26 protein-coding genes are annotated in these 22,810 nt (G+C 72.7%); 16 read left to right on the forward strand and 10 right to left on the reverse strand.

Features of this window, described 5'->3' with window-relative positions; genetic code table 11:
• Positions 1 to 17 precede the first annotated feature (17 nt).
• From KBX63_RS27390 to KBX63_RS27400, 3 genes are all read left to right on the forward strand, one after another.
• Positions 18 to 638: an L-threonylcarbamoyladenylate synthase gene (locus KBX63_RS27390; RefSeq protein ID WP_210916191.1), complete on the forward strand. Its 621-nt coding sequence runs from the start codon at positions 18 to 20 to the stop codon at positions 636 to 638.
• Between the two features lie 138 nt (positions 639 to 776).
• Positions 777 to 1,322 carry an RNA polymerase sigma factor gene (locus KBX63_RS27395; protein ID WP_210916192.1) on the forward strand — a complete coding sequence of 182 codons (546 nt, stop codon included), beginning with the start codon at positions 777 to 779 and terminating at the stop codon, positions 1,320 to 1,322.
• 8 nt (positions 1,323 to 1,330) lie between these two features.
• Positions 1,331 to 1,873, forward strand: coding sequence for a hypothetical protein (locus tag KBX63_RS27400; protein WP_210916193.1), 543 nt, complete (start codon positions 1,331 to 1,333; stop codon positions 1,871 to 1,873).
• Between the two features lie 37 nt (positions 1,874 to 1,910).
• Here the strand turns inward: KBX63_RS27400 and KBX63_RS27405 are convergent, their stop codons facing one another.
• Together KBX63_RS27405 and KBX63_RS27410 are read right to left on the reverse strand one after the other, a co-directional pair.
• On the reverse strand, positions 1,911 to 3,092 hold the full coding sequence (locus KBX63_RS27405) for a low temperature requirement protein A (RefSeq protein ID WP_210916195.1): 1,182 nt from the start codon (positions 3,090 to 3,092) through the stop codon (positions 1,911 to 1,913).
• A gap of 124 nt (positions 3,093 to 3,216) precedes the next feature.
• Complete coding sequence (locus KBX63_RS27410) at positions 3,217 to 4,623, reverse strand: serine/threonine-protein kinase (protein ID WP_210916196.1); 1,407 nt, start codon at positions 4,621 to 4,623, stop codon at positions 3,217 to 3,219.
• 134 nt (positions 4,624 to 4,757) lie between these two features.
• On the opposite strand from KBX63_RS27410, the gene KBX63_RS27415 reads away from it, so the two are divergent.
• The 7 genes from KBX63_RS27415 (at position 4,758) to KBX63_RS27445 (ending at position 11,019) form a co-directional block, all read left to right on the forward strand.
• A complete protein-coding gene (locus tag KBX63_RS27415) occupies positions 4,758 to 5,378 on the forward strand; it encodes a hypothetical protein (RefSeq protein ID WP_210916197.1) in 621 nt (206 codons plus the stop codon).
• Positions 5,379 to 5,516: 138 nt separating this feature from the next.
• The gene (locus tag KBX63_RS27420) at positions 5,517 to 5,858 is read left to right on the forward strand and encodes a PadR family transcriptional regulator (RefSeq protein WP_110564981.1); all 342 of its coding nucleotides are present in this window, start codon (positions 5,517 to 5,519) and stop codon (positions 5,856 to 5,858) included.
• Entirely contained in the window at positions 5,855 to 6,802 is a 948-nt protein-coding gene (locus KBX63_RS27425) for a permease prefix domain 1-containing protein (protein WP_210916198.1), read from the forward strand. Before KBX63_RS27420 ends, KBX63_RS27425 begins: the two co-directional genes overlap by 4 nt.
• Before the next feature lie 130 nt (positions 6,803 to 6,932).
• Entirely contained in the window at positions 6,933 to 8,270 is a 1,338-nt protein-coding gene (locus KBX63_RS27430) for a sensor histidine kinase (RefSeq protein WP_210916199.1), read from the forward strand.
• Positions 8,267 to 8,986, forward strand: a complete 720-nt coding sequence (locus tag KBX63_RS27435) for a response regulator transcription factor (RefSeq protein ID WP_210916200.1) — start codon at positions 8,267 to 8,269, stop codon at positions 8,984 to 8,986. Before KBX63_RS27430 ends, KBX63_RS27435 begins: the two co-directional genes overlap by 4 nt.
• A gap of 81 nt (positions 8,987 to 9,067) precedes the next feature.
• The gene (locus KBX63_RS27440) at positions 9,068 to 9,961 is read left to right on the forward strand and encodes an ABC transporter ATP-binding protein (protein WP_210916204.1); all 894 of its coding nucleotides are present in this window, start codon (positions 9,068 to 9,070) and stop codon (positions 9,959 to 9,961) included.
• Entirely contained in the window at positions 9,958 to 11,019 is a 1,062-nt protein-coding gene (locus KBX63_RS27445; RefSeq protein WP_210916207.1) for an ABC transporter permease, read from the forward strand. Before KBX63_RS27440 ends, KBX63_RS27445 begins: the two co-directional genes overlap by 4 nt.
• A 32-nt stretch (positions 11,020 to 11,051) precedes the next feature.
• Here KBX63_RS27445 and KBX63_RS27450 read toward each other — a convergent pair whose 3' ends face one another.
• Complete coding sequence (locus tag KBX63_RS27450) at positions 11,052 to 11,678, reverse strand: DUF402 domain-containing protein (RefSeq protein WP_307871866.1); 627 nt, start codon at positions 11,676 to 11,678, stop codon at positions 11,052 to 11,054.
• Between the two features lie 187 nt (positions 11,679 to 11,865).
• On the opposite strand from KBX63_RS27450, the gene KBX63_RS27455 reads away from it, so the two are divergent.
• From KBX63_RS27455 to KBX63_RS27475, 5 genes are read left to right on the forward strand one after another with little or no spacing between them, the layout of a single operon-like run.
• Positions 11,866 to 12,267 (forward strand): hypothetical protein, encoded by a 402-nt coding sequence (locus KBX63_RS27455; protein ID WP_210916210.1) that lies wholly within the window; start codon positions 11,866 to 11,868, stop codon positions 12,265 to 12,267.
• A gap of 3 nt (positions 12,268 to 12,270) precedes the next feature.
• Positions 12,271 to 12,600, forward strand: coding sequence for a WXG100 family type VII secretion target (locus KBX63_RS27460; RefSeq protein ID WP_210916212.1), 330 nt, complete (start codon positions 12,271 to 12,273; stop codon positions 12,598 to 12,600).
• A 3-nt stretch (positions 12,601 to 12,603) separates the two neighbouring features.
• Positions 12,604 to 13,098 (forward strand): hypothetical protein, encoded by a 495-nt coding sequence (locus KBX63_RS27465; RefSeq protein WP_210916214.1) that lies wholly within the window; start codon positions 12,604 to 12,606, stop codon positions 13,096 to 13,098.
• Positions 13,091 to 13,582 (forward strand): hypothetical protein, encoded by a 492-nt coding sequence (locus KBX63_RS27470; RefSeq protein WP_210916216.1) that lies wholly within the window; start codon positions 13,091 to 13,093, stop codon positions 13,580 to 13,582. The genes KBX63_RS27465 and KBX63_RS27470 overlap by 8 nt, the downstream gene beginning before the upstream one ends.
• A complete protein-coding gene (locus tag KBX63_RS27475) occupies positions 13,579 to 14,082 on the forward strand; it encodes a hypothetical protein (protein ID WP_210916219.1) in 504 nt (167 codons plus the stop codon). Before KBX63_RS27470 ends, KBX63_RS27475 begins: the two co-directional genes overlap by 4 nt.
• 67 nt (positions 14,083 to 14,149) lie before the next feature.
• Here KBX63_RS27475 and KBX63_RS27480 read toward each other — a convergent pair whose 3' ends face one another.
• From KBX63_RS27480 to pgsA, 7 genes are all read right to left on the reverse strand, one after another.
• Positions 14,150 to 14,902 carry a YebC/PmpR family DNA-binding transcriptional regulator gene (locus tag KBX63_RS27480; protein ID WP_210916221.1) on the reverse strand — a complete coding sequence of 251 codons (753 nt, stop codon included), beginning with the start codon at positions 14,900 to 14,902 and terminating at the stop codon, positions 14,150 to 14,152.
• Between the two features lie 272 nt (positions 14,903 to 15,174).
• Positions 15,175 to 15,774, reverse strand: a complete 600-nt coding sequence (gene pdxT / locus KBX63_RS27485) for a pyridoxal 5'-phosphate synthase glutaminase subunit PdxT (RefSeq protein WP_210916222.1) — start codon at positions 15,772 to 15,774, stop codon at positions 15,175 to 15,177.
• 80 nt (positions 15,775 to 15,854) lie between these two features.
• Entirely contained in the window at positions 15,855 to 16,772 is a 918-nt protein-coding gene (gene pdxS / locus KBX63_RS27490; RefSeq protein WP_210916223.1) for a pyridoxal 5'-phosphate synthase lyase subunit PdxS, read from the reverse strand.
• A 148-nt stretch (positions 16,773 to 16,920) separates the two neighbouring features.
• Positions 16,921 to 17,424 carry a hypothetical protein gene (locus KBX63_RS27495; RefSeq protein ID WP_210916224.1) on the reverse strand — a complete coding sequence of 168 codons (504 nt, stop codon included), beginning with the start codon at positions 17,422 to 17,424 and terminating at the stop codon, positions 16,921 to 16,923.
• Positions 17,425 to 17,507: 83 nt separating this feature from the next.
• Positions 17,508 to 18,668 (reverse strand): glycosyltransferase family 4 protein, encoded by a 1,161-nt coding sequence (locus KBX63_RS27500; RefSeq protein ID WP_210916226.1) that lies wholly within the window; start codon positions 18,666 to 18,668, stop codon positions 17,508 to 17,510.
• 57 nt (positions 18,669 to 18,725) lie between these two features.
• Positions 18,726 to 19,658, reverse strand: coding sequence for a phosphatidylinositol mannoside acyltransferase (locus KBX63_RS27505; protein ID WP_210916227.1), 933 nt, complete (start codon positions 19,656 to 19,658; stop codon positions 18,726 to 18,728).
• A gap of 91 nt (positions 19,659 to 19,749) precedes the next feature.
• On the reverse strand, positions 19,750 to 20,379 hold the full coding sequence (pgsA, locus tag KBX63_RS27510) for a phosphatidylinositol phosphate synthase (protein WP_210916228.1): 630 nt from the start codon (positions 20,377 to 20,379) through the stop codon (positions 19,750 to 19,752).
• Between the two features lie 250 nt (positions 20,380 to 20,629).
• Here pgsA and KBX63_RS27515 point away from each other — a divergent pair, with 250 nt between their 5' ends.
• Positions 20,630 to 22,786: an elongation factor G-like protein EF-G2 gene (locus tag KBX63_RS27515; protein WP_210916229.1), complete on the forward strand. Its 2,157-nt coding sequence runs from the start codon at positions 20,630 to 20,632 to the stop codon at positions 22,784 to 22,786.
• The last annotated feature ends 24 nt before the right edge of the window (positions 22,787 to 22,810 follow it).

Consider the following 22,810-nt stretch of genomic DNA (forward strand, 5'->3'; position numbering starts at 1 on the left):
GCGCCTAGGCTCGGAGGATGGCGAGGTACTACGACGTGCACCCGCAGAACCCGCAACCCCGGATCATCGGCCAGGTCGCCGACCTGATCCGCGGTGGTGGGCTGGTCGCCTACCCAACGGATTCCTGCTACGCGCTCGGCATTCAACTGGGCAACCAGGACGGCCTGGACCGGATCCGCCAGATCCGCAACCTCGACGATCGGCACCACTTCACGCTGGTCTGCCGGGACTTCGCTCAGCTCGGCCAGTTCGTCCAGATCAGCAACTCGGTCTTTCGCCTGGTGAAGGCGTCCACCCCGGGCAGCTACACCTTCATCCTGCCGGCCACCCGGGAGGTGCCCCGCCGGATGCTGCACCCCAAGAAGCGCACGGTCGGCGTCCGTGTGCCCCGGCACACCGTCACCCAGGCGCTCCTGACCGAGCTGGGCGAGCCGCTGGTGTCGAGCACCCTGGCCCTGCCCGGCGAGGACGAGCCGATGACCCAGGGGTGGGAGATCAAGGAACGGCTCGACCACCTGCTCGACGCGGTGGTCGACGCGGGCGACTGCGGCAAGGAACCGACGACGGTGGTCGACCTGTCCGGGCCCGAGCCGGAGATCCTGCGCCGGGGCGCCGGGGACCCGTCCCGCTTCGAGTAGCGCACGGCCGAGACCCGTCGACTCGGTGGCGTCACCGGGACGGAACGGTCGGAGTCGGCTGCCGGACTCGACCGCGCCGACTGGCGCCATCGACCGTACGCTCGGAGAACGGCACGGCGGAGCATTGGACATCCCGGCATGCCCCTCGGAGACGAAGTCGACACCCTGGCCCGGTCCGCCGCGCACGGCGACCGGGTGGCGTTGGACGCCCTGCTGGTCGCGGTGCGGCCGGAGGTGCTCCGGCTTTGCGCCCGGTTCCTGCCGAACCGGGAGGACGCCGAAGAGGCCTGCCAGGACACGCTGCTGGCCGTGGCGCGCGGCATCACCCGGTTCGAGGAGCGCTCCTCGTTCCACACCTGGCTGCACCGGCTGAGCGCCAACCGGGCCCGGTCGACCTACCGGGCCCTGCGCCGGCGCTGGCTGCTGGAGGCGGGAGACGTGCCGCTGCCAGACCGGGCCGACCCCCGGCGGACCAGCGTCGTCGCCGGCACCCGCCTGGACCTGCTCGACGCGCTCGACGCGGTGCGACCCGACCTCGCCGAGGTGGTGACGTTGCGGGACGTCCTCGGGCTCAGCTACCAGGAGATCGCCACCCTGCTGGAGGTGCCGGAGGGCACGGTGAAGTCCCGGCTGCACCTCGCCCGGCGGGAGATCCGGCAACGGCTCGGCGACGCTTCGAGCTGAGCCCCGCCATGCATCCCGCCGCGATCCGCCGACTCACCATCACCGTCGCCGCCGCCCTCACCCTGACCGTCGCGGTCGCCGCCTGCGGCGGCGGGCCGGTGTCGCCGCTGCCCGTCCAGCCGCCCGGCACGTCCGGCTCGACGCCGACGCCGAGCGCGACCCCCACCGCCACCATCTCGCCGTCGCGTGTGCCGCCGACCACCGGGCGCCCGGTTCCGGCACCGCCCGCACCGACCAGGACCCGGGGCACGCCGCCCCGACCGACCCCGTCGTCGACCGCGCCGACCACGAGCTGCCACGGCGCCGTTCGCTACGACCTGCCGCTGGCCGAGACCGAGCTCGAGCTACTGCGCTCGCTCTGCTTCGCCACCGGCGCGGTGCTGCGGATCCAGGGCATCGGCCCGGGTCTGGTCACCGTGGACCGCCCCGAGATGGTCTCGCAGCAGTACGAGGCCGGGGTGGTGGACATCCGGTTCGTCCGCGCTGGCACCGTCGCCGTCACGATCCCCCAGGAGGACCGGGCGCACACCATCACCGTGGTGGTCCGCTAGCCAACCGGTTCGCGGGTGGGCCCGGTCGGGGATGGTGTCACGGTGTCGCCGGAGCCGGAGCGGGACGGTGCCGTGCCCGGACGAACTCGGCGGCCGCGACCGCCAGCAGCACCAGAGCGACGGCGACGCCCAGCGCCAGACCGGGCAGGTGCGCCGCGGGCGGCGCCAGGGCGATTGTCGCGACGACACCGATGACGTGGGACAGCGGGACCCGCCCGTATACCTCGTGTTCCAGGACCGCCCGACCGAGAAGGAAGAGCCCGGCGCCACCCAGGATGAGCACGGTCATCGGGGCGCCGGGCCGCTCGCCCGGCTGCACGATGATCCGTTCGACGCCGGCGGCCGTGCTCACCACCCCGGCCACCATCAACCAGTGGGCGTACGGGTTGGTCTGCACCAGCCGGGACCGGTGCGGTGACGCCTCAATGGCGTCGCGGAGGGTCGCCCCCGCTCCCTGGGCGTAGCTCCACCAGAGCACCACGGCCGTCAGGAACGCGATGCCGAAGGCGCCGATCCGACCGGGCGTGAAGGGCTGGTGGCTCAGGCTGAGGACGCTGACCAGGACGAGTTCGCCCAGGGTGAGGATGTAGATCTGCTGGTACCGCTCGGCGAGGTGCTCCGGCGCCATCTGGTACTGCGGCAGGGGCGCCCGACCGGGGATGGGGAAGCGGAAGCCGAACGCGATGTAGTCCACGGCCAGCGCGGCGAGCCACACGACGAGTCGCCACCCGGGGTCGGTGACGAGGCCGCCGACCACCCAGAGGGTCCCCGAGCCGAGGTTCCAGACCAGGGCGCGCAGGGAGCGTTCCTGCCCCTGCCGACCGCGCAGGGATCGGATGAGCACCAGCCCCCGACCCAGGTTGATAGCGGCCCAGGTCCCACCGAAGATCAGTCCGTGGTCACGGAACGCTGTCGGCAGCGCGGCGGACATCAGCATGACGCCGAACATGATGCCCAGGATCAGGTAGGGGATCGGCCGCTTGCGCGGACTGTAGGTGTCGGTGATCAACGTCGTGGTCACCCACACCGCCCACAGCGTCGACAGGGCGAGCAACGCCTGGCCGATGCCGCTCCAGGTCTGCTCGGCCGCCATCTTCTGCGACGTCAGGGTCAGGCTGGCGATGAAGGCGAGGTCGAAGAACAGCTCCAGCAGGTCCGCACGCTGCGGCCCCTGCGCCGTGCGGGTCAGCGGCCGGCGCGGACCGCCCGTCACCGGCATCCGCTCGGCTTCTCGTCGAGCCGGCGGCCCGCGACCAGGGCCTGACAGCGCTTCTCCGCCACGGTGACAGCTTCACACCCGGGGGACCGCCATCGGGCGCGTTCGCCCGCACCGCGACGGCCCGCTACCGCACCCGTACCCCCGCGAGCAGGGTGTCCACGAAGTCGGGTCCACCGTTGACCGGTGGCACGATCTGCACGTACACCAGAGCGGCTAGGCCGGGATGCAGCCCGGCCGACTCGACGATCTGCGGCCGGCCCCGGTCGCAGCGGTACCCCAGCACGGTCCACTCGACGCCCGCCTGCCGGGTGGTGCGGGCCGGCGCGGACGTGCAGTCCCCGTGCGTACGCTCGGCCAGGAACCCGGCCGGCGTGGTGCGCGCCGCCGTGGCGGCGGAGAGGCCGACGAAGGCACCGGGCAGCCGGGGGTCGGCGGCCCACCGGCGGGGCTGCGGCGACATCACCAGCGCCGGTTCCGGGTCGCCGTTGGCACCGTACTGGCCGGCCCAGCTCGCCCCGGTGGCCGACCAGCCGGCCGGCAACGCCACGGTCAGCGGCCCGGTGCTGTACGTCCCGGCGGCCGGCCGCCCGGACCCGTTGCCACCGGCCTCGGCGCCCGCCCCACCCACCGCGGCGACAGCCACGACGGCCGCCCCGGCCAGCCGCAACCGGTACGAGCGGCGGCCCGCCGGTCGGGGTGACGACGGCTGCCGCGCGGGGCGGGCCGCCCGGGCCAGCGCGGCGTGCAGGGCCGCCGCGTCCGGGTAGCGGTCGGCCGGGTGGCGCGCCGTGGCCCGGGCGAGCACCGCCGCGACCGCCGACGGCACGCCTTCCCGCAGCCGGATCGGGGCGGCGCGGCGGGCCGGGTCGGGGCCGGCGGGGCCGCCGCTCGGCGCGTCGGCGGCCAGCAGGCGGATCCCGAGCCGGCCGAGCCCGTACACGTCGGCGCGGGTGTCGATCACCGCGCCCGGGTCGTCCTGCTCCGGCGCCATGTAACCGGGTGTGCCCGCGCGGGCGGTCAGCCCGGAGGCGGCGGCGAGCGCCTTGGCGAGGCCGAGGTCGGCGATCAGCACCTGTTCGGCGCCGGTGCCATCCGCGTCGGCGGACCGGAAGAGGATGTTGCCTGGGGTGAGGTCGCGGTGCACGACGCCGTGCCGGTGCAGCACGGCGACGCCCGCGCAGATCTCGCCGAGCAGCCGCAGCGCCGTCGGTCCGGGGACCGGGCCGGCGGCCAGGCGGTCCCGCAAACTTCCCCCGTCCGCCCAGGCCAGCACCGCGTACGGCCGGCCGTCGGGCAACTCACCGACGGCGTGCACCCGGACCAGCCGCTCGTGCTCCAGCCGGCGCAGCAGTCGGGCCTCGTCGCGGAAGCGTTCCCGGACCCGCAGGTCGTGGCTCCAGTTCTCGGCCAGCACCTTGATCGCCACGTGCGCGTCGAGCGCCCGGTCGTAGCCCAGCCAGACCGTCGCGAACGACCCGACGCCCAGCAGCCGCTCGATGGTGTAGGGCCCGATCCGCAGTGGAGCCGTCACCGCGTCACCCCCGGCCAGCGCCGTCGGTTGGCGTCTCACTTCACAGTAGACCGGGCCGGTCGGAAACCCGACGAACGGCCGGCCCCGCGGCGGTGACTAACAGGGCAGGAGACCCACCACCCAAGGAGCGAACCATGAACCGTCCCTCGATCCTCATCGCCACCGGCGCGCTGGCGCTCAGCACGCTGGTTCCGGTGACCGTCGCTGGCCCGGCAGCGGCGGCACCCCTGACCGGCGGCACCGTGCCCGGCCCGGCGCACCGCACGTCACTCGTCACCTCCGCAACCGTCGGGCCGGACGGCGGGCACAGCCACCCGCGGGTGCTCAGCGTCCGCGGCGCCGGTGCGTACCGGATCGGGGCCAGCCTCGCGACGCTCACCGCAGCCGGGCGCATCGACTGGGTCGCGCCAGGCTGCGCCGGGGTGGTGCACGCCGGCGCGACCGGTTCCTGGGCCGGCGTGATCCTGCTGGCCTTCCGCGACGGGCGGCTGGTGGAGGTCGGTACGGCCACCGCGCCGCCCCGGTCCCCCGCCGGGGCCACGGTCGGCATGTCCTTCGCCGAGTTGGAGGCGATCTACGGCCGGCGGGGCTCGCTGATCCGCAACGACGCGGGGGACGCCGAGGCGTACCTGGTGCGCGTCGGCTCGCGGGTGGAGCTGTTCACCGGGCACCCGATCCGCCCCGGCGTGGGCTACTTCCAGGTCGGGCCGGCCACCTTCGTCGAGCGGAACTTCCGCCAGGGCTCGTCCTGCTGATGTCGCGTCCGTGCTGCGGGGCGTCCGGCGCTCGCCGGGCGCCCCGCAGCACGTGCCGGCCGGCCGCCAACCGGTTCACGGGCGGGCACGATGTTGTGGGCTGGACAACACTGTGTGGCACACAGTATGGTGTGACACATGGTTAGCGAGGACGTTCTACGGACGCACCTACAGGAGCTGCGTCGAGGCACCGTCGTGGTGGCCAGCCTGGTCGCGTTGCGCCGACCGGACTACGGCTACGCACTGCTGCAACGGCTCACCGACCACGGCTTCCCGGTGGACGCCAACACGCTCTACCCGCTGCTGCGCCGGCTGGAGGACCAGGGCCTGCTGACCAGCGAGTGGAACACCGAAGAGAGCCGACCACGCAAGTTCTACCGGACCAGCGACGAGGGCGAGTCGATGCTGAGCCGGCTGCTCGACGACCTCGCTGCCGTGCAGACCTCCATCACCGGGCTGATCCAAGGAGTGGACCGATGAACACCCTGACCGACCGCTATCTCGCCGCCACCCTGCGCTCGGTGCCCACCCAGCGCTGGGACGAGATCGCCACCGAGCTGCGGGCTTCGATCCAGGACATGATCGACGACCGGGCCGGCGGCGGCCAGGACGCCGACACCGCCGAGCGCGAGGTGCTCACCGAGCTGGGCAACCCCGACCTGCTGGCCGCCCGGTACGCCGACCGCCGGCTGCAGCTCATCGGCCCGACCTACTACCTGGTCTGGCTGCGGCTGCTGAAGCTGCTGCTCAGCTTCATCCCGGCGATCGTCGGCACGGTGGTCGCGGTCATCGACGCCGCGGACGGCAAGGGCTTCGGGGCGATCGGGACGGGCATCGCCACCGCCATCCAGGTGGCCGTGCAGATCGCGTTCTGGCTCACCCTGACCTTCGCCCTCATCGAACGATTCCAACCCACCATGGACCTGCCAAACTGGACCGTCGACCAGCTTCCCGACGTCCCCGCGCACCGGGACATCTCCCTCGCCGACACCATCGCGTCGGTGGCCATGCTGGTGCTGACCATCGGATACCTGCCCTTCCAGCACTACCGGTCCTGGGTCGAGGACGACGCCGGTGACAACATCCCGATCCTCGACCCGGCGCTCTGGTCCTTCTGGCTGCCGGCGCTGATCGCGGTGCTGCTGGCCAGCGTGGTGTTCGAGATCGTCAAGTTCCGGGTCGGGCGCTGGAACTGGACCCTCTTCGGGGTGAAGGCCCTGCTCAACCTGGCGTTCGCGGTGCCGGTGGTGTGGCTGGCGCTCACCGACCGGCTGCTCAACCCGGCCCTGGGCGAGCGCCTGAGCTGGCTGACGGAAGGGGACAACCGGAACACCCTCGGCGCTGCCATCGCGCTGGGCGCGGCCGTGGTCCTGGTCTGGGACCTGATCGACACCGCCATCAAGACCCGCCGTCAGGCGGCATGAACAGCAGCCGACCAGGCGGCCCGGTGCGAACCCCGCGCCGGGCCGCCGCCCGTGCGCCGTACCACGTCACACCGGACGGCCCGGCACGCGGCCGTGGCGGCCGGCGTGGCCGGCGTGGCATCGTTCCGGGATGACCGTGGCACAGCGTGACGAATGGCGCCGCCCGGGTCCGACACCGGAGCAGCGCCGAATCGATCTCTGGATCGGGCTGGGGGTGACCCTCCTGGCGCTGGTCAGCCTCACCCTGGCCCGCAGCACCGGGGCGTTCATGCTGGGCCCGCCGCCGTCCTGGCCGGAACAGTTGCTCTGGACCGTCGCGGTGACCCTGCCGCTGATCTGGCGGCGGCGCTGGCCGGCCGCGACTCTGCTGGTCGTCGCGGTGGCGTTCATCGCCGCGCAGGCACGATCGGCCCCGGAGACCCAGTTCTCCTCCTGGGCCTTGTTCTGCGCCCTCTACACCGTCGGCGCCTGGGGGCAGGACCATCAACTGGCCCGCCGGCTGCGGATCGGCGTGATCGCCACGATGTTCGCCTGGCTGGGGATCTACTACGCGGTGACCATCGATCACATCCCGCCCGATGCCTTCGCCGACGCGGTCGGCCCGGTGCCACCGGTACTCGCCGCGATGGTCACCGGCGCACTGGTCAATGTGCTGGTCTTCGGATTCGCGTACTTCTTCGGCGAGACCGCCTGGGTGGCCGCGCGGCGCGAGCATGAGCTGCGCACCCAGGCCGAGGACCTGCGCCGGTCGCAGGCCGAGTCCCGGGAGCGGGCGGTGCTCGGCGAACGGGTCCGGATCGCCCGGGAATTGCACGACGTGGTCGCCCACCACGTGTCGGTGATGGGGGTACAGGCGTCCGCCTGCCGCCGGGTGTGGGACCGCGACCCGGGCAAGGCCCGCACGGCGCTGACCGCCATCGAGCAGAGCGCCCGCACAGCCGTGGACGAGCTGCGCCGAATGCTCGGCGTGCTGCGGACCTCTGCCGGCGCAGACGCCGAGCCGCCGGCGGCCGGCGGCGTCGAACGGATCGGTGAGCTGGTCGAGCGAGCCCGGGCCGCGGGACTGACGGCCACCCTCGGGGTGTACGGCGGCCCGGTTGCGCTGCCCGAATCGGTCTCCCAGGCGGCCTACCGGGTGACGCAGGAAGCGGTGACGAACACGCTGAAGCACGCCGGAGCGGACCTGCTGGACGTGCGGGTCCGGTACCTGGCCTGGGAGATGGAGGTCGACGTGACCGACGACGGACGGGCGGGCGGCATGACCAACGCCCTGGGGCTGGGTCTGATCGGGATGCGCGAACGGGTCACCGCGCACAACGGCGACCTGGAGGCTGGGCCGCGTGTCGGCGGTGGCTGGCGGGTACGCGCCCGCTTCCCGCTGGCGGCGTCGGCGGACCCGCCGGTCGGCACGCAGCGGAAGCCGAGCGACGGGCACCAGCTGGCAGCCGACGTGGAGCGTTCGGCATGAGCACCGCACCAACCCACGAGGCACCGGACGCCGGCCGGCCGGTCCGGGTGCTGCTCGCCGACGACCAGCACCTCGTCCGCACCGGCTTCCGGGTCATCCTCGAGGTGGAGGACGACATCGAGGTGGTGGGCGAGGCCGCGGACGGCACGCGCGCCGTGACCATGGCCCGGGCCACCCAGCCCGACGTGGTGCTGATGGACGTGGAGATGCCCGGAATGGACGGGCTGGAGGCCACCCGTCTGATCACCGGCGAGGGGCCGGGGGCACCCGCGGTGCTGATCCTCACCACCTTCGACCGCGACGACTACCTGTTCGCGGCGCTGCGGGCCGGTGCCAGCGGCTTCCTGCTCAAGAACGGCACTCCGGAGGAGCTGGTCGAGGCGATCCGGGTGCTGGCCAGGGGCGACGGCCTGCTCGCCCCGGAGATCACCCGCCGGGTGATCTCCACCTTCGCCCGCCCCGGCGATCCGACGGGCGCCGGCCGCAGCGGGCCGGACGCCGACGCCGCCCTGGGCGAGCTGACCCCGCGCGAACGGGAGGCGCTGGTGCTGCTCGCCGCCGGGGCGAGCAACGCGGAGATCGCGGCGGCCATGCACCTGGGTGAGGCGACGGTGAAGACGCACGTGAGCCGGGTGCTGGCCAAGCTCGGTCTGCGCGACCGGGTGCAGGCGGTCGTCTTCGCGTACGAGAACGGGGTGGTCCGCCCCGGCGGCTGACCGGTCTCCGCCGCTAGGTGGACCTGCCGACTCAGCCGTCGGGCGGACGGCGGACCGACGCGTTCGATCTAGCGTGGGTGCGTGACCAGAACGCTCCGCCTGAACGGCGTCGACCGCAGCTTCGGCGACCGGCAGGTGCTCAAGAACGTGTCCTTCGAGGTGGCCGCCGGCCGGATGACCGGCTTCGTCGGCGCCAACGGCGCCGGCAAGACCACCACCATGCGGATCATCCTGGGCGTGCTCGCCCCGGACGCCGGCGAGGTGAGCTGGGGCGGCGCGCCGCTGACCCGGCAGGACCGGCAGCGGTTCGGCTACATGCCCGAGGAACGCGGCCTCTACCCCAAGATGTCCGTACGGGAGCAGGTGACCTACCTGGGCCGGTTGCACGGCCTGGACGCCACCGACGCCCGGCGCGCCACCGACACGCTGCTGGAGCGGGTCGGGCTGGGCGAGCGCGGCGACGACCTGCTGGAGACGCTGTCGCTGGGCAACCAGCAGCGCGCCCAGATCGCGGCCGCGCTGGTGCACGACCCGGAGGTGCTGGTGCTCGACGAGCCGTTCTCCGGCCTCGACCCGCTGGCCGTGGACACCGTCGTCGCCGTGCTGCGGGAACGCGCCGCCGCCGGGGTGCCGGTGCTCTTCTCCAGCCACCAGCTGGACGTGGTGGAGCGGCTCTGCGACGACCTGGTGATCATCGGCGACGGGGTGATCCGCGCCGCCGGCAGCCGGAAGCAGCTGCGCGACTCGTACACCGTGCCCCGCTTCGAGCTGGTGGTGGCGACTGACGCCGGCTGGGTGCGTGACGAGCCGGGGGTGTCCCTCGTCGAGCTGGACGGCGCGCGAGCGGTGTTCGACCTGCCGGCCGGCGCCGACGAACAGCCGGTGCTGCACGCGGCCCTCGCCCGAGGCCCGGTCCGCGCCTTCCGCCCGGTCAGCCCCTCGCTCACCGAGATCTTCCGAGAGGTCACCCAGTGAACGTCACCCAGGCCACCCGGCTGGTCGCCGCCCGCGAGATCCGGGTCAAGCTCCGCGACCGCACCTTCCTGTTCGGCACGCTCTTCTTCCTGCTGATCGCTGCGGCGGGCACCATCCTGCCGCCCCTGCTCTCCGGCGGGCCGCAGAGCGTCGCGGTCACCCAGGAGGCCGCCGGTCCGCTGCGGGCCGCCGGCCTCGAGGTCCGGGTGGTGCCCGACGACCGCGCCGCCGAGCAGGCCGTCCGCGACGGCGACGTGGACGCCGCGGTGGTCTCCGGTCCGGCGGTGCTCGCCATGGACGAGGCCCCCGACGACGTGGTGCGGGCACTGAGCACCGCCCCGCCCGTGCGACTGCTGGACCCGGACGCGGTCGACCCGGTGGTGGCGTTCCTGGTGCCGTTCGTCTTCGCGTTCGTCTTCTTCCTCACGTCGCAGACCTTCGGCATGCAGATCGCGCAGAGTGTCACCGAGGAGAAGCAGACCCGGATCGTGGAGATCCTGGTCGCGGCGGTACCGGTACGGGCGCTGCTGGCCGGCAAGGTGATCGCCGGTGGCATCCTGGCGCTCGGGCAGATCGCGTTGATCGCCGTGGTGGCCGTCGCCGGTATGCGGTTCGGCGACAGCGGCGGCCTGCTCACCCTGCTCGCCCCGGCGATCGGCTGGTTCGTGCCGTTCTTCCTGCTCGGATTCGTGCTGCTGGCCGCCATGTGGGCGGCGGCCGGCGCCCTGGTCAACCGGCAGGAGGACATTGCCGCTGTGTCGACGCCGGTGCAGCTCGCCGTCATGCTGCCGTTCTTCGCGGTGATCTTCCTCAACGACAACGCCGCGGCCATGCGGCTGCTGTCCTACCTGCCGTTCTCGTCGCCCACGGCGATGCCTCTGCGGCTGTTCACCGGGGACGCCGCCGTCTGGGAGCCGTTCGTCTCGCTGGCCATCCTTCTGGTCACCGCCGGCGCCTTCGTGGTCGCCGGGGCGCGGATCTACGAGGGGTCGCTGCTGCGGACCAACGGGCGCACCTCGGTGCGCGCCGCCTGGCGGGAGCGGGAAACCATCGGCTGACCGCTGACGGCCCGCGCGGGTGCCGTTCGTCCTCAGTGGACGGGCGGCACCTCGTCCCAGCCGACGGGCAACCGGGGCGCCGACCAGGACGGGTCGGGCCGCCACGCCGCCCAGGCCGGGTCCCACCAGCGCTGCCCCGCGTCGAGCAGGGCGGCGATGCGGTCACCCTCGCACCGGATGGCGTCGGCCATGCCCGGGTAGCGCCCCTCGACGAGGCGCTGCGCGAAGATCTCCACGTCCTTCCAGACGTACCGGTCGGCGTCCGCGCCCCACCACAGGTCCAGCTCGTGGTCCAGGGTGTCCACCCCGATCGGGGTACGCCGCAGCGGATCCTGGAGGTTGAAGTACCAGCCGGCGAAGTCGCGCTCCGACCCCGTCCAGAAGACGTCGATCGAGTGCGCCTCGCCGGGGCGGTGCAGCATCAGCTTGCCGTGCCCCCGCCAGGCGCGGTGCCCGGCGGCCTCCCACGGGTGTCGCCCACACGGGAAGGCGCCCCTCTCCGGGAAACCGAACTCGGACCCCGGCGGGAGGTAGAGGGCGAGCAGGTCGGGCGAGTCCTCGACGCAGATCGTCGGGCAGCCGAACCAGACCTCACCGAGCAGGACCTCACGTCGGACGACCACGTCGCCCGGCGCGAACCGGTGTGCCGTCTCCCCCACGGACCAATCCCCTCGCTCGACCAACGACCCGCCCGGAAGCGTAGAGACACACCACCGGAACGTCTCGTCAACGCTCCGGCAGCCGGACGGCGATGCCGAGTCGGGGGTCTGACAGAGCGATCCGACGGGACCACCCCGCGTGCCCGCCTGCCCTAGGATCCATGGAAACCGGTCGAAGGGTGGTCGGATGACGGAGGGATTCGAGGCCGTCCTGGCGCAGGCCCGGCAGGCGTTACAGGCGGTGCGGTCGGGTGCGAGCGCAGGGGACGAGCCAGCCGCCGAGGGCACCGGCACCGCCTGCGACGGGCTGATCCAGATCACCGCCCAGGGCGGACGGCTGGCCGAGGTGACCATCAACCCCCGTGCTCTGCGGCTGCCCGCCGAGGATCTCGCCGAGGGCTTCCGCGAGGCGGCCAACGCGGCACTCGCCGACCTGGACGCGAAGTCCGCTCCGGAGTCGCCACCGATCACCGACCCGGCCGCCCTGTCCCAGCAGCTGGAACGCCTGCAGGAGCAGAGCGCTCAGCAGATGGCCCGCTACACCCGGTCCATCGAGGAGACCCTCGGCCGGATGCGGGAACGGGGGTAGGCGATGACCGGCTTCACGGTCGATCCCGAGTCGCTGCGCGGCAGCGCCGGCTCACTCGACCAGGTGGTGGACCGGCTGGCGGACGCCCTCACCGAGTTCGAGGGCACCGTCCAGGCGCTCGGCGAACCGTGGGGCGCGGACGACATCGGCACCCTGATCGGCGAGCTGTACCACGGCATCCACGACCTTGCGATGGGCTGCTTCGAGGGCAACGGCGAGGTCCTCGGGCAGTTCGCCGAGGGCCTGCACACCATGGCCGACACCTTCGACGAGGTCGAACAGGAGATCGACGCCGGCCTGCGCCGGATCGGCCAGCTGCTGGGTGAGGGCTGACCGATGGGCCTGCAACTGCCCGGAGAGCTGGTCTCCCTGCTCGGCATGCTCGGCTACAGCTGGCCGGAGGCCGACGAGGAAAAGCTGTTCGAGCTGGGCCAGCACTGGCTGGGGCTGGCGGCGACCGTTCAGGGGGTCGGCGACGAGGCGCAGCGCACCGGTGAGGCGGTGTGGACGGTCAACAGCGGCCAGGCCGTGAGTGCGTTCCAGGCCAGGTGGGGCGGTGCGGAGGCGCCGGTGACCAACCTGGCCGACGGCGTCACCGCCGCCCAGGGAGTGGCCGTCGGGCTCTTCGTCGCAGCCGGGGTGATTCTCACCCTGAAGATCAGCGTCATCGTGCAGCTGGTGATCCTGGCGGTGCAGATCGCGCAGGCGATCGCCACCGCGGTCGCCACGTTCGGCGCTTCGCTCCTCGAGATCCCCATCTTCAAGATGATCACCTCGCTGATCATCGACCAGCTGCTCGACCTCGCCGTCGGGGCGTTGCTGAATGGGTAAGGGCAAGCTACGCCGGCTGAGACGGCAGGGGCGGGGCGGCTTCGCCCGGGGCATGTTCGGCCCACTCGGGGACCTGCTGCGCCCCGGCCAGGACCTGACCAACCTCGACCTGCCGCGCAACAAACTGCGCTATCCCGGTGCCACGCCCTTCCCGGTCCGGTCGCTGCGCGGCGTCTCCATCGGGTCGCTGCGCCGGCAACGGCCCCGCAACTGGACCGAGACCCCAACCCGCAACAACGAGGGCTTCATCTGGAAGGACGAGAACGGCGTCGAGCGGCTCAGGTTCATGCGACCCACCGGCGACAATCCGAGCGCCAGCCAGTGGAGCCGCCAGGCCAACGGCTACCTTCGCTGGCAGTCCTCCCAGTCGGGCGACAGCCCGACGGATAACCTCTTCCTCGACCAGGACGGCAACCTGGTCGACAAGAGCGATCCGCTGTTCGCCGAGAAGACCCACATCGTGTACGAAGGCCCGTATCCATGATCCATGAAGGAGACCCGGTGGAGCCGATGCGCGACCCTCGGGCGGCGCTCAACCACATCATGGAGGCGCTCGTCTTCAGCTACCGCTACGACCTGGAGGAGCGGACCTTCGTCCTCGTCACCGAGTTTCCGCTGAAGTCCCCGGGCAGCGTCCGCGAGTTCGCCGCGTTCGTCTTCGCGACCGTCGACTTCGAGCGCCTGGCCGGCGACCTTGCGCCCTACCAGCGGTTCCACGAGGCGTACAGCGGTGTCGGCCCCGGCGGCATGGTGGTGCAGGACGTCCAGCAGCGGGACATCGGGCCGGACCGGCACCGGTTGGAACTGTGGTTCGGCGACAACTTCGGCGGCGTGGCGGTCGTCTACGGCCAACTCCGCGGCTTCACCCGCGGATCGACGGCCGAGCAGGTGGGGCCACGCCAGTGGGTCTATCGCGACTCGCGCACCAAGGAGCGGTTCGACCTGGACTTCCCGTTCCCGAGCCTGGTCGGCCCGGCGACCTGACCGTGAAGGGGCGACTCCCGCCGGACGATCAACCGGTCCGGCGGGAATCAGCGCCAGTCCTACCGCGTCAGGCGTCCACCGCGGCCATCACGTCGTCGCTGACGTCGAAGTTCGCGTAGACGTTCTGCACGTCGTCGCAGTCCTCCAGGACGTCGATCAGCTTGAAGATCTTGCGCGCGCCCTCCTCGTCCAGCGGGATGTTCATGCTGGGGATGAGGGAGGACTCGGCCGACTCGTACTCGATGCCGGCGTCCTGCAGCGCCGTGCGGACGGCGATCAGGTCGGTCGGCTCGGAGACCACCTCGTACGCCTCGCCGAGGTCGTTGACCTCTTCGGCGCCGGCGTCGAGGACGGCCATCATCACGTCGTCCTCGCTGGTGCCCTCCTTGGGGAGGATCACCACGCCCTTGCGGGAGAACATGTACGACACCGAGCCGGCGTCGGCGAGCGAGCCGCCGTTGCGGGTCAGCGCGGTGCGCACCTCGGTCGCCGCCCGGTTGCGGTTGTCGGTGAGGCACTCGATCAGCATCGCCACGCCGTTCGGGCCGTACCCCTCGTACATGATCGTCTGCCAGTCGGCGCCGCCGGCCTCCAGGCCGGAGCCGCGCTTGACCGCGCGGTCGATGTTGTCGTTCGGCACCGAGCTCTTCTTGGCCTTCTGGATGGCGTCGTAGAGCGTCGGGTTACCGGAGGGGTCGCCGCCGCCGGTCCGTGCGGCCACCTCGACGTTCTTGATCAGCTTGGCGAACATCTTGCCGCGCTTGGCGTCGATGACGGCCTTCTTGTGCTTGGTCGTCGCCCACTTTGAGTGGCCGGACATCTCCTACCTCCGTCTGTCATTCCACGCCTGCGTCGACTGCCGCACCGATTCCGCGCCGCATCCGGCGATCCGGTGGCCGGTCGGCTCCGCGGGAGATGCCGCGCCGGGCGACGGCCCTGCCGAACCGCGGCAATCTTACCGAGGTCACACCCGGGCGTGTCACACCCGGCACCCGCTCGGGGCGCCGCGGGGGCAGCCGGGCCACCCAGAAGACAACGACCGAGGGCCGGGAAACATGCCCCGCCGCATCGTGCGGGGCGACGGGCCCACGCTCAGGCGGCCCGCACCAGCTCCACGAAGTACGCGTGCACGCGCAGGTCACCGGTCAACTCAGGGTGGAACGAGGTGGCCAGGAGGTTGCCCTGCCGGACCGCCACGATCCGGTCGGCGGCCGGGCCACCGGTCACCTTCCCGATCACCTCGACACCGCCACCGACCCGCTCCACCCACGGGGCGCGGATGAACACCGCATGGAACGACTCGCCCGGAACCCCGCTGATCTCCACGGGCGCCTCGAACGAGTCGACCTGCCGGCCGAACGCGTTGCGCCGCACCGTCATGTCGATGCCGGCGAAGCCACGTTGGTCGGGACGGCCGTCCAGCACCTCGGTGGCCAGCATGATCATGCCGGCACAGGACCCGTAGACGGGCATGCCGCCGGCGATCCGCTTGTCGATCGGCTCGCGCATCTCGAAGATGTCGGCGAGCTTGCTGATCGTGGTGGACTCGCCCCCGGGAATGACCAGCCCGTCGACCGCGTCCAGCTCAGCCGGGCGGCGGACCGGGCGGGCGTCCGCGCCCGCCGCGGCGAGCGCCGCCACGTGCTCGCGGACGTCGCCCTGCAGCGCGAGCACACCGATCACCGGCGCCATGTCCCACCCCCCAAGTCCCTCTCGCTGTCAGGAAGGGTCCCTTCCTCTACCGCAGGCGTTAAGAAGGTGCCCTTCCTTCGTCACCAGCCGCGCTCGGCCAGGCGGTGCGGCTGCGGGATCTCGTCGACGTTGATGCCGACCATCGCCTCGCCGAGGCCGCGGGAGACCTTGGCCAGCACGTCCGGGTCGTCGTGGAAGGTGGTGGCCTTGACGATCGCGGCGGCCCGCTGAGCCGGGTTGCCGGCCTTGAAGATGCCGGAGCCGACGAAGACGCCCTCCGCGCCGAGCTGCATCATCATCGCGGCGTCGGCCGGGGTGGCGATCCCGCCGGCGGTGAACAGCACCACCGGCAGCTTGCCGCTCTCGGCGACCTCCTTGACCAGCTCGTACGGGGCCTGGAGCTCCTTGGCCGCGACGTACAGCTCGTCGGTTGGCAGCGAGGACAGCCGGCGGATCTCCTGCCGGATCTTCCGCATGTGGGTGGTGGCGTTGGAGACGTCACCGGTGCCGGCCTCACCCTTGGAGCGGATCATGGCCGCGCCCTCGGTGATCCGGCGCAACGCCTCGCCGAGGTTGGTCGCACCGCAGACGAAGGGGACCGTGAAGGCCCACTTGTCGATGTGGTTGGCGTAGTCGGCCGGGGTCAGCACCTCGGACTCGTCGACGTAGTCCACGCCCAGCGACTGAAGGATCTGCGCCTCCACGAAGTGGCCGATGCGGGCCTTGGCCATCACCGGGATGGAAACCGCCTCGATGATCCCGTCGATCATGTCGGGGTCGCTCATCCGGGACACCCCGCCCTGCGCGCGGATGTCGGCGGGCACCCGCTCCAGCGCCATCACCGCGACAGCGCCGGCATCCTCGGCGATCTTGGCCTGCTCGGCGTTGACCACATCCATGATCACGCCACCCTTGAGCATCTCGGCCATGCCACGCTTGACACGGGCGGTGCCGACGACAGGGGTGGTACCGGTGTTCGGGGCGGTGGTTTCGGGCACGGGTCAGCGCTCCTTGGACGTGCTCTGGGGGTGGCAGCGAAAATGCTACGCCGGAGCCAACGCCGCACCGACAGCCAATCAGACCCCCGGTGGCCTGCACTGTGGCCCCCGTCACCGGCCGGGCGGAGTGGCCGGACGCGGCGTCCGGTCAGCTCGCGGGCACGTCCGCGGGGACCGTCAGGGTCGGGTCGTCGATGTCGAAGTACCGCGGCCACTCGTGGCCCCGCCCCATCCGCAACAACCGCACCAACGGACGGCTCCGAGCCGACCGGGCGTCACGCACGAGGTCGGTGTGCACCTGCCGGGACAGCGCGAGCCGGCGACTGGCGGCGATGACCGCCGCACAGTCCGGATCGGCCGGGTCCAGCTGCACCCCGCGCAGCTGCCGGGTCAGGTCGTTCTCCGCCGCCTCCCGCTCATCGGGAGGGGCGTCCAGGGCGATCCGGGCCGCCGCGTACAGCTCGACGCCGAAGCGCCGCTCGGCCAGCACGGCGGCGGCCGCCGCCCGGCGCAGCAGGTGGGCGTCGAGGGCCCGGGCCGCCAGGGCCGCGCGGCCCTGCAGCCGCTCGACCCGGCCGGCGGTCCAGATGAGGTACGCCGCGACCAGCCCCACGACCAGGCTCGCGGCCACCACCCACCACATGTGCGGCATCGTAGTGCTGCTCCGTTTCCGTCCGTCCGGGCACGGCCACGCCGGTCGCCCCGGTCACCGCCCGCACCATCCGTCACACCGGCTCAGCCCAGTCCCACCCATTCCTGGTCGATGACCCGCCCGTCGGTTGCCTCGATCGCCGCTGCGTATACCTCCAGAACACGGCGCGCAACCACCGGCCAGTCGAAATTCGCCACGACCTGATCACCGCAGGCGCTCAGCTCGGCCCGACCGGCCGGGTCGTCCAGCAGGTCGGCCAGCGCGTCGCGCAGCCTCGCCGGGTCGCCGGTGGGGAAGAGCCGCCCGGCCCGCCCGCCGTCGAGCACCCGCCGGAACGCGTCCAGGTCGCTCGCCACCACCGTGGTGCCGGCCGCCAGCGCCTCGGTGAGGATCATGCCGAACGACTCGCCGCCGGTGTTCGGCGCCACGTAGAGGTGCACACTGCGCAGCATTCGCGCCTTGTCCGGCTCGGAGACCAGGCCGAGGAAGGTCACCCGCTCGCGCAGCGCGGCCGGGAACTGGTCGTACAGGTCATCGCGGTCGCCGGGGCCGGCGACCAGCAGCCGCAGCTCGGGGCGGGTGGCGGCCAGCTCCACGAAGGCGTCCCGCAACACCGGGAAGCCCTTGCGCGCCTCGGTGAACCGGCCCAGGAAGCCCAGGGCGCCGCCCGTACCCGGGGTGCACTCCCCCGGCCAGCCGGGCAACGGCTCCGCATCGGCGAACTTGGCCACCGCCACCCCGTTGGGGATCTCCACCGCGCCGCCGTCCATGTGCTCGACCTGCACCTTGCGGGCCAGGGCGCTGACCGCGATCCGGGCGGTGATCCGCTCCAGCACGATCTGGAGCACACCCTGCGCGGCGGCCAGCACCCGCGAGCGGGTCATCGCGGTGTGGAAGGTGGCCACCACCGGACCGCGAGCGGACAGCACCGCCAGCAACGACAGGCTCAGCGTGAGCGGCTCGTGCACGTGCAGGACGTCGAAGTCGCCGTTGGTGATCCAGCGCCGGACCCGGGCGGTGGAGACCGGGCCGAACGCGATCCGGGCCACCGAGCCGTTGTACGGCAGCGGCACGGCCCGGCCGGCGGAGACCACGTACTCCGGCAGCGGAGAGTCCTCGTCAGCCGGGGCGAGCACGCTGACCTGGTGGCCGAGCGCGATCAGCGCCTCAGCGAGGTCCATCACGTGGTTCTGCACCCCGCCGGGGACGTCGAAGGAGTACGGGCACACGATGCCGATCCGCATGCGTCAGCGCCCCTCGTCCGAGACTGTGGGGCTCCGCCTCACCGTGCACCCACCCCCTCAGGCCTGACCGGCGGCCGGCGAGGGCAGCGCCGCGCCGCCCCCCGTCCCGCGCTGGTCCAGCCACATCCGCTGCAACATGTGCCAGTCTTCCGGATGCCGGGCGATACCCGCCGCCAGACGGTCGGCGATCATCTGGGTCAGCGACCGGACCCGCTGGTCCAGCGGCCCCGTCTCGGGCCCGGGCACCGGCAGCGGGCCGGCGAGCGAGGCGCACGCCGCGTCCGGTTCGTACCAGAGTGACGCCACGTAGAGGGGCGCTCCGGTGTGCAACGCGAGCAGTGCCGGCCCGGCCGGCATCCGGGTTTTGCCGCCGAAGAAGTCCACCTCCACCCCGCGGGCGGAGAGGTCCCGGTCGGCCAGCAGCGGCACCACCGCGCCGGCGCGTACCCGGTCCAGCAGCACGTCGAACGCCGGTCGCGACCCACCGTGGGTGGGCAGGATCTCCATGCCCAGGCCCTCCCGGAAGGCCACGAACCGCTCGTAGACGCCCTCCGGCTTGAGCCGCTCGGCGACGGTGGTGATCGGCCAGCCGGTGGCCGCCACCCAGGCGCCGGCGGCGTCCCAGTTGCCGGCGTGCGGCAGCGCCACCACCGCGCCCCGGCCGGCGGCGACGTCGGCGGCGAGCAGTTCGGCGCCGTCGAGCCGGAAGCCGGAGAGGATCTGCGCCCGGCTCAGCGCGGGCAGCCGGAACGCCTCCATCCAGTACCGGGCGTACGAGCGCAGCCCACGCTTCACCAGCTCGTCCAGCTCGGCGTCGGGCAGGTCCGGGCCGACCACCCGGCGCAGGTTCGCGCGCAGTCGGGCCGTACCTCCGCCACCGCGGCGGTGAGCGCGGTCCGCGCCCGCCTGGAACGCCGCGGCCACCAGCGGCCGAGGCAGCGCGCGCAGCACCCGCCAGCCGGCGACGTAGCCCAGCTCGGTGAGGTTCACGCGACCCGGCCGCCGGTCGTCCCGCGCCGGGTCGCCGGCGCGCCGCCCGCGCTCACGCCGGCACGCCGCGGTGCCGCGTGGTCCGCTGCGCTCACGCCTGGCCGTCCGGCCGGAGCTGTTGGGCCTGGCGGTAGACGTGCGCCATCCGCTGCCCCACCGTGAAGATCGACACTGCGGCGAGCAGCCAGAGCGCGATCTCCAGCGCCGGGTCGACGCCGACGCCGGTGAGGATTCCGCCGACCCCGACGATCAGCAGCCGCTCGGTGCGTTCGGCGATACCGACGTTGCAGGTCATGCCCAGCCCCTCGGCGCGGGCCTTGACGTACGAGACCAGCGCGCCGGCGGCCAGGCAGAGCAGCGCGGCGGCCACCCCGGAATGGTTGTTCTGGGTGGCCAGCCAGTACGCGACCGCGCCGAAGACGGCGCTGTCCGCGACCCGGTCCATGCTCGAGTCGAGGAACGCGCCGAACCGGGTGGAGCCACCGCTCATCCGGGCCATCGTGCCGTCGAGCAGGTCCGTGAGCGCGAACACGGTCACGATCAACGCGCCCGCGACCAGATGGCCGCGGGCACCGAAGCCGAGCGCACCGATGAGCACACCGACGGTGCCCGCAACGGTGACGGCATTGGGGGTGACGCCCGCACGGAGCAGGGCGCGTGCGATCGGCTCGACGACGCGGGTCATCCCCGCGCGGGCCGACACTTGGAAGATCTTCGCCATGGCGGTCCCCACGATAACGGTCCGCCCAGCTCCGGCGATACGGCCGGTCCCATCGACCCGCCCGGGGGAGGCTTGTGCCTACCCGGCAACGGGTGTGAGATCGAGCCAGGAGGTGAGGCAGCTCACCCGCCCGCCCGTCCCGTTCCCGCTGTGCAGCAGACCACCGGAGGATATCGCCGCGCACTCGCCCCGGGCCGCTTCCCGTCGCGCGGCGGTCGCCACCAATCACCGGCTGAGGGAGGTGCGCCCCATGGCGCAGAAGAGTCAGGAGAAGGGTCCCGCCGGCGGCACGCCGGTGGTGACCGAACCCGACAGGGTTCGCAACGTGGTCCTCGTCGGGCACTCCGGAGCGGGCAAGACAACCCTGGTCGAGGCGTTGCTCGCCGCCACCGGGACGATCGGCCGGGCCGGCAACGTGGTCGACGGCACCACGGTCAGCGACCACGACCCGGCGGCCGTGCGCCAGCAGCGCTCGGTGAGCCTGTCCTGCGCGCCCCTGCTGCACAACGGCATCAAAGTCAACCTCCTGGACACTCCCGGGTACGCCGACTTCGTCGGCGAGCTGCGCGCCGGGCTGCGGGCCGCCGACGCCGCGCTCTTCGTCGTCTCCGCGGCGGGCGGGATGGACGCGGCCACCGTGGCGCTGTGGGAGGAGTGCGCGGCGGTCGACATGCCGCGTGCGGTCGCGGTGGCCCGGCTGGACCAGCCGCGCGCCGACTTCGACGAGGCGGTGGCGCTCTGCCAGCGGGTCTTCGGCGACAACGTGATGCCGCTGTACCTGCCGATGCTCGGTGACGACGGGGTCTCCACCGTCGGCCTGCTCGGCCTGATCACCCGCCGGGTCTTCGACTACACCGCCGGCCTGCCCGCCGACGTGCGCGAGCCGGACGCGGAGCACCTGCCGGCCATCGTCGAGTCCCGCAACGAGCTGATCGAGGGGGTCATCGCCGAGAGCGAGGACGAGACGCTGATGGACCGCTACCTCGGTGGCGAGGAGGTCGGCACCGAGGTGCTCATCGAAGACCTGGAGAAGGCGGTCGCCCGAGGTCACTTCTACCCGGTCGTGCCGGTCTGCGCGGAGACCGGGGTCGGGTTGGACGCACTGCTGGAGGTGCTGACCGCCGCGTTCCCGTCGCCGCTGGAGCACGAGGTGCCGCCGGTGGCCGGGGTGGACGGCTCGCCGCGACCGCCGCTGACCTGCGACCCGACCGGGCCACTGGTCGCCGAGGTGGTCAAGACCACCGTCGACCGCCACGTCGGGCGGGTCTCGCTGGTCCGGGTCTTCTCCGGCACGCTGCGCCCCGACCAGACCGTGCACGTCTCCGGGCACGGCATGGCCGAACGGGGCCACCCCGACCACGACGCCGACGAGCGGGTCGGGCACATCTACACGCCGCTGGGCGCCACCCTGCGCGAGGTGCCACTCTGCGTGGCCGGTGACATCTGCGCGATCACCAAGTCCGGCAGCGCTGAGACCGGCGACACCGTCTCGGCCAAGGACGACCCGCTGCTGATCGCGCCGTGGGAGATGCCGGAGCCGCTCCTGCCGGTGGCGATCGTCGCCCGGAGCCGCGCCGACGAGGACGCGCTGGCCCGCAACCTGGCCCGGCTGGTCGCCGGCGACCCCACGCTGCGGCTGGAGCGCAACCCGGAGACCCACCAGCTGGTGCTCTGGTGCATGGGCGAGGCGCACGCGGACGTGGTGCTCGACCGGCTGCGCGCCGGTGGCGTGGAGCTGGACACCGAGCCGGTCCGGGTGTCGCTGCGCGAGACGCTGACCGTGCCCGCGAAGGGGCACGGCCGGCACGTCAAGCAGTCCGGCGGCCACGGCCAGTACGCGGTCTGCGACATCGAGGTGGAGCCGCTGCCCCGGGGCGGCGGGTTCGAGTTCGTCAACCGGGTGGTTGGCGGCGCGGTGCCGCACAACTACATCCCGTCGGTGGAGAAGGGCGTCCGCGCCCAGTTGGAGCGCGGCCTGGTCGCCGGCCATCCGGTGGTGGACCTGCGGGTGACCCTGGTCGACGGAAAGGCGCACAGCGTCGACTCCTCCGACGCGGCCTTCCAGACCGCCGGCGCGCTGGCGTTGCGCGACGCCGCTGAACGCGGCCAGCCGGCGCTGCTGGAGCCGATCGACGAGGTGACCATCCGGGTGTCGGACGGCTCGGTGGGCGCGGTGATGGGCGACCTGTCCGGCCGGCGCGGCCGGGTGCTCGGCACCGAGCCGGACCCGGACGCCGAGGGCCGCACCCTGGTCCGCGCCGAGGTGCCGGCCGCCGAACTGCTCCGCTACGCCGTCGAGCTGCGCTCGATGACCGCCGGCACGGGCACGTTCCGCCGCCACTTCGTCCGCCACGACCCGATGCCCACCCACCTGGCCGACCAAACACGCAAGGAACACACCCCATAACCCCAGCCCCCACCCCTCCCGCCC

It is taken from the genome of Micromonospora sp. U21 (genome assembly GCF_018070045.1).
Classification (GTDB): Bacteria; Actinomycetota; Actinomycetes; order Mycobacteriales; family Micromonosporaceae; genus Micromonospora.

What these genes read in the sequence shown, in the direction of transcription:
- KBX63_RS27500 (WP_210916226.1), bottom strand. Translation starts at nt 18,668, where the DNA reads ATGCGGATCGGCATCGTGTGCCCGTACTCCTTCGACGTCCCCGGCGGG.
- KBX63_RS27390 (WP_210916191.1), top strand. Translation starts at nt 18, where the DNA reads ATGGCGAGGTACTACGACGTGCACCCGCAGAACCCGCAACCCCGGATC.
- KBX63_RS27420 (WP_110564981.1), top strand. Translation starts at nt 5,517, where the DNA reads ATGGTTAGCGAGGACGTTCTACGGACGCACCTACAGGAGCTGCGTCGA.
- KBX63_RS27465 (WP_210916214.1), top strand. Translation starts at nt 12,604, where the DNA reads ATGGGCCTGCAACTGCCCGGAGAGCTGGTCTCCCTGCTCGGCATGCTC.
- pdxT (WP_210916222.1), bottom strand. Translation starts at nt 15,774, where the DNA reads ATGGCGCCGGTGATCGGTGTGCTCGCGCTGCAGGGCGACGTCCGCGAG.
- KBX63_RS27455 (WP_210916210.1), top strand. Translation starts at nt 11,866, where the DNA reads ATGACGGAGGGATTCGAGGCCGTCCTGGCGCAGGCCCGGCAGGCGTTA.
- pgsA (WP_210916228.1), bottom strand. Translation starts at nt 20,379, where the DNA reads ATGGCGAAGATCTTCCAAGTGTCGGCCCGCGCGGGGATGACCCGCGTC.
- KBX63_RS27425 (WP_210916198.1), top strand. Translation starts at nt 5,855, where the DNA reads ATGAACACCCTGACCGACCGCTATCTCGCCGCCACCCTGCGCTCGGTG.
- KBX63_RS27400 (WP_210916193.1), top strand. Translation starts at nt 1,331, where the DNA reads ATGCATCCCGCCGCGATCCGCCGACTCACCATCACCGTCGCCGCCGCC.
- KBX63_RS27475 (WP_210916219.1), top strand. Translation starts at nt 13,579, where the DNA reads ATGATCCATGAAGGAGACCCGGTGGAGCCGATGCGCGACCCTCGGGCG.
- KBX63_RS27435 (WP_210916200.1), top strand. Translation starts at nt 8,267, where the DNA reads ATGAGCACCGCACCAACCCACGAGGCACCGGACGCCGGCCGGCCGGTC.
- KBX63_RS27430 (WP_210916199.1), top strand. Translation starts at nt 6,933, where the DNA reads ATGACCGTGGCACAGCGTGACGAATGGCGCCGCCCGGGTCCGACACCG.
- KBX63_RS27480 (WP_210916221.1), bottom strand. Translation starts at nt 14,902, where the DNA reads ATGTCCGGCCACTCAAAGTGGGCGACGACCAAGCACAAGAAGGCCGTC.
- KBX63_RS27395 (WP_210916192.1), top strand. Translation starts at nt 777, where the DNA reads ATGCCCCTCGGAGACGAAGTCGACACCCTGGCCCGGTCCGCCGCGCAC.
- KBX63_RS27495 (WP_210916224.1), bottom strand. Translation starts at nt 17,424, where the DNA reads ATGCCGCACATGTGGTGGGTGGTGGCCGCGAGCCTGGTCGTGGGGCTG.
- KBX63_RS27405 (WP_210916195.1), bottom strand. Translation starts at nt 3,092, where the DNA reads ATGCCGGTGACGGGCGGTCCGCGCCGGCCGCTGACCCGCACGGCGCAG.
- KBX63_RS27415 (WP_210916197.1), top strand. Translation starts at nt 4,758, where the DNA reads ATGAACCGTCCCTCGATCCTCATCGCCACCGGCGCGCTGGCGCTCAGC.
- KBX63_RS27460 (WP_210916212.1), top strand. Translation starts at nt 12,271, where the DNA reads ATGACCGGCTTCACGGTCGATCCCGAGTCGCTGCGCGGCAGCGCCGGC.
- KBX63_RS27515 (WP_210916229.1), top strand. Translation starts at nt 20,630, where the DNA reads ATGGCGCAGAAGAGTCAGGAGAAGGGTCCCGCCGGCGGCACGCCGGTG.
- KBX63_RS27470 (WP_210916216.1), top strand. Translation starts at nt 13,091, where the DNA reads ATGGGTAAGGGCAAGCTACGCCGGCTGAGACGGCAGGGGCGGGGCGGC.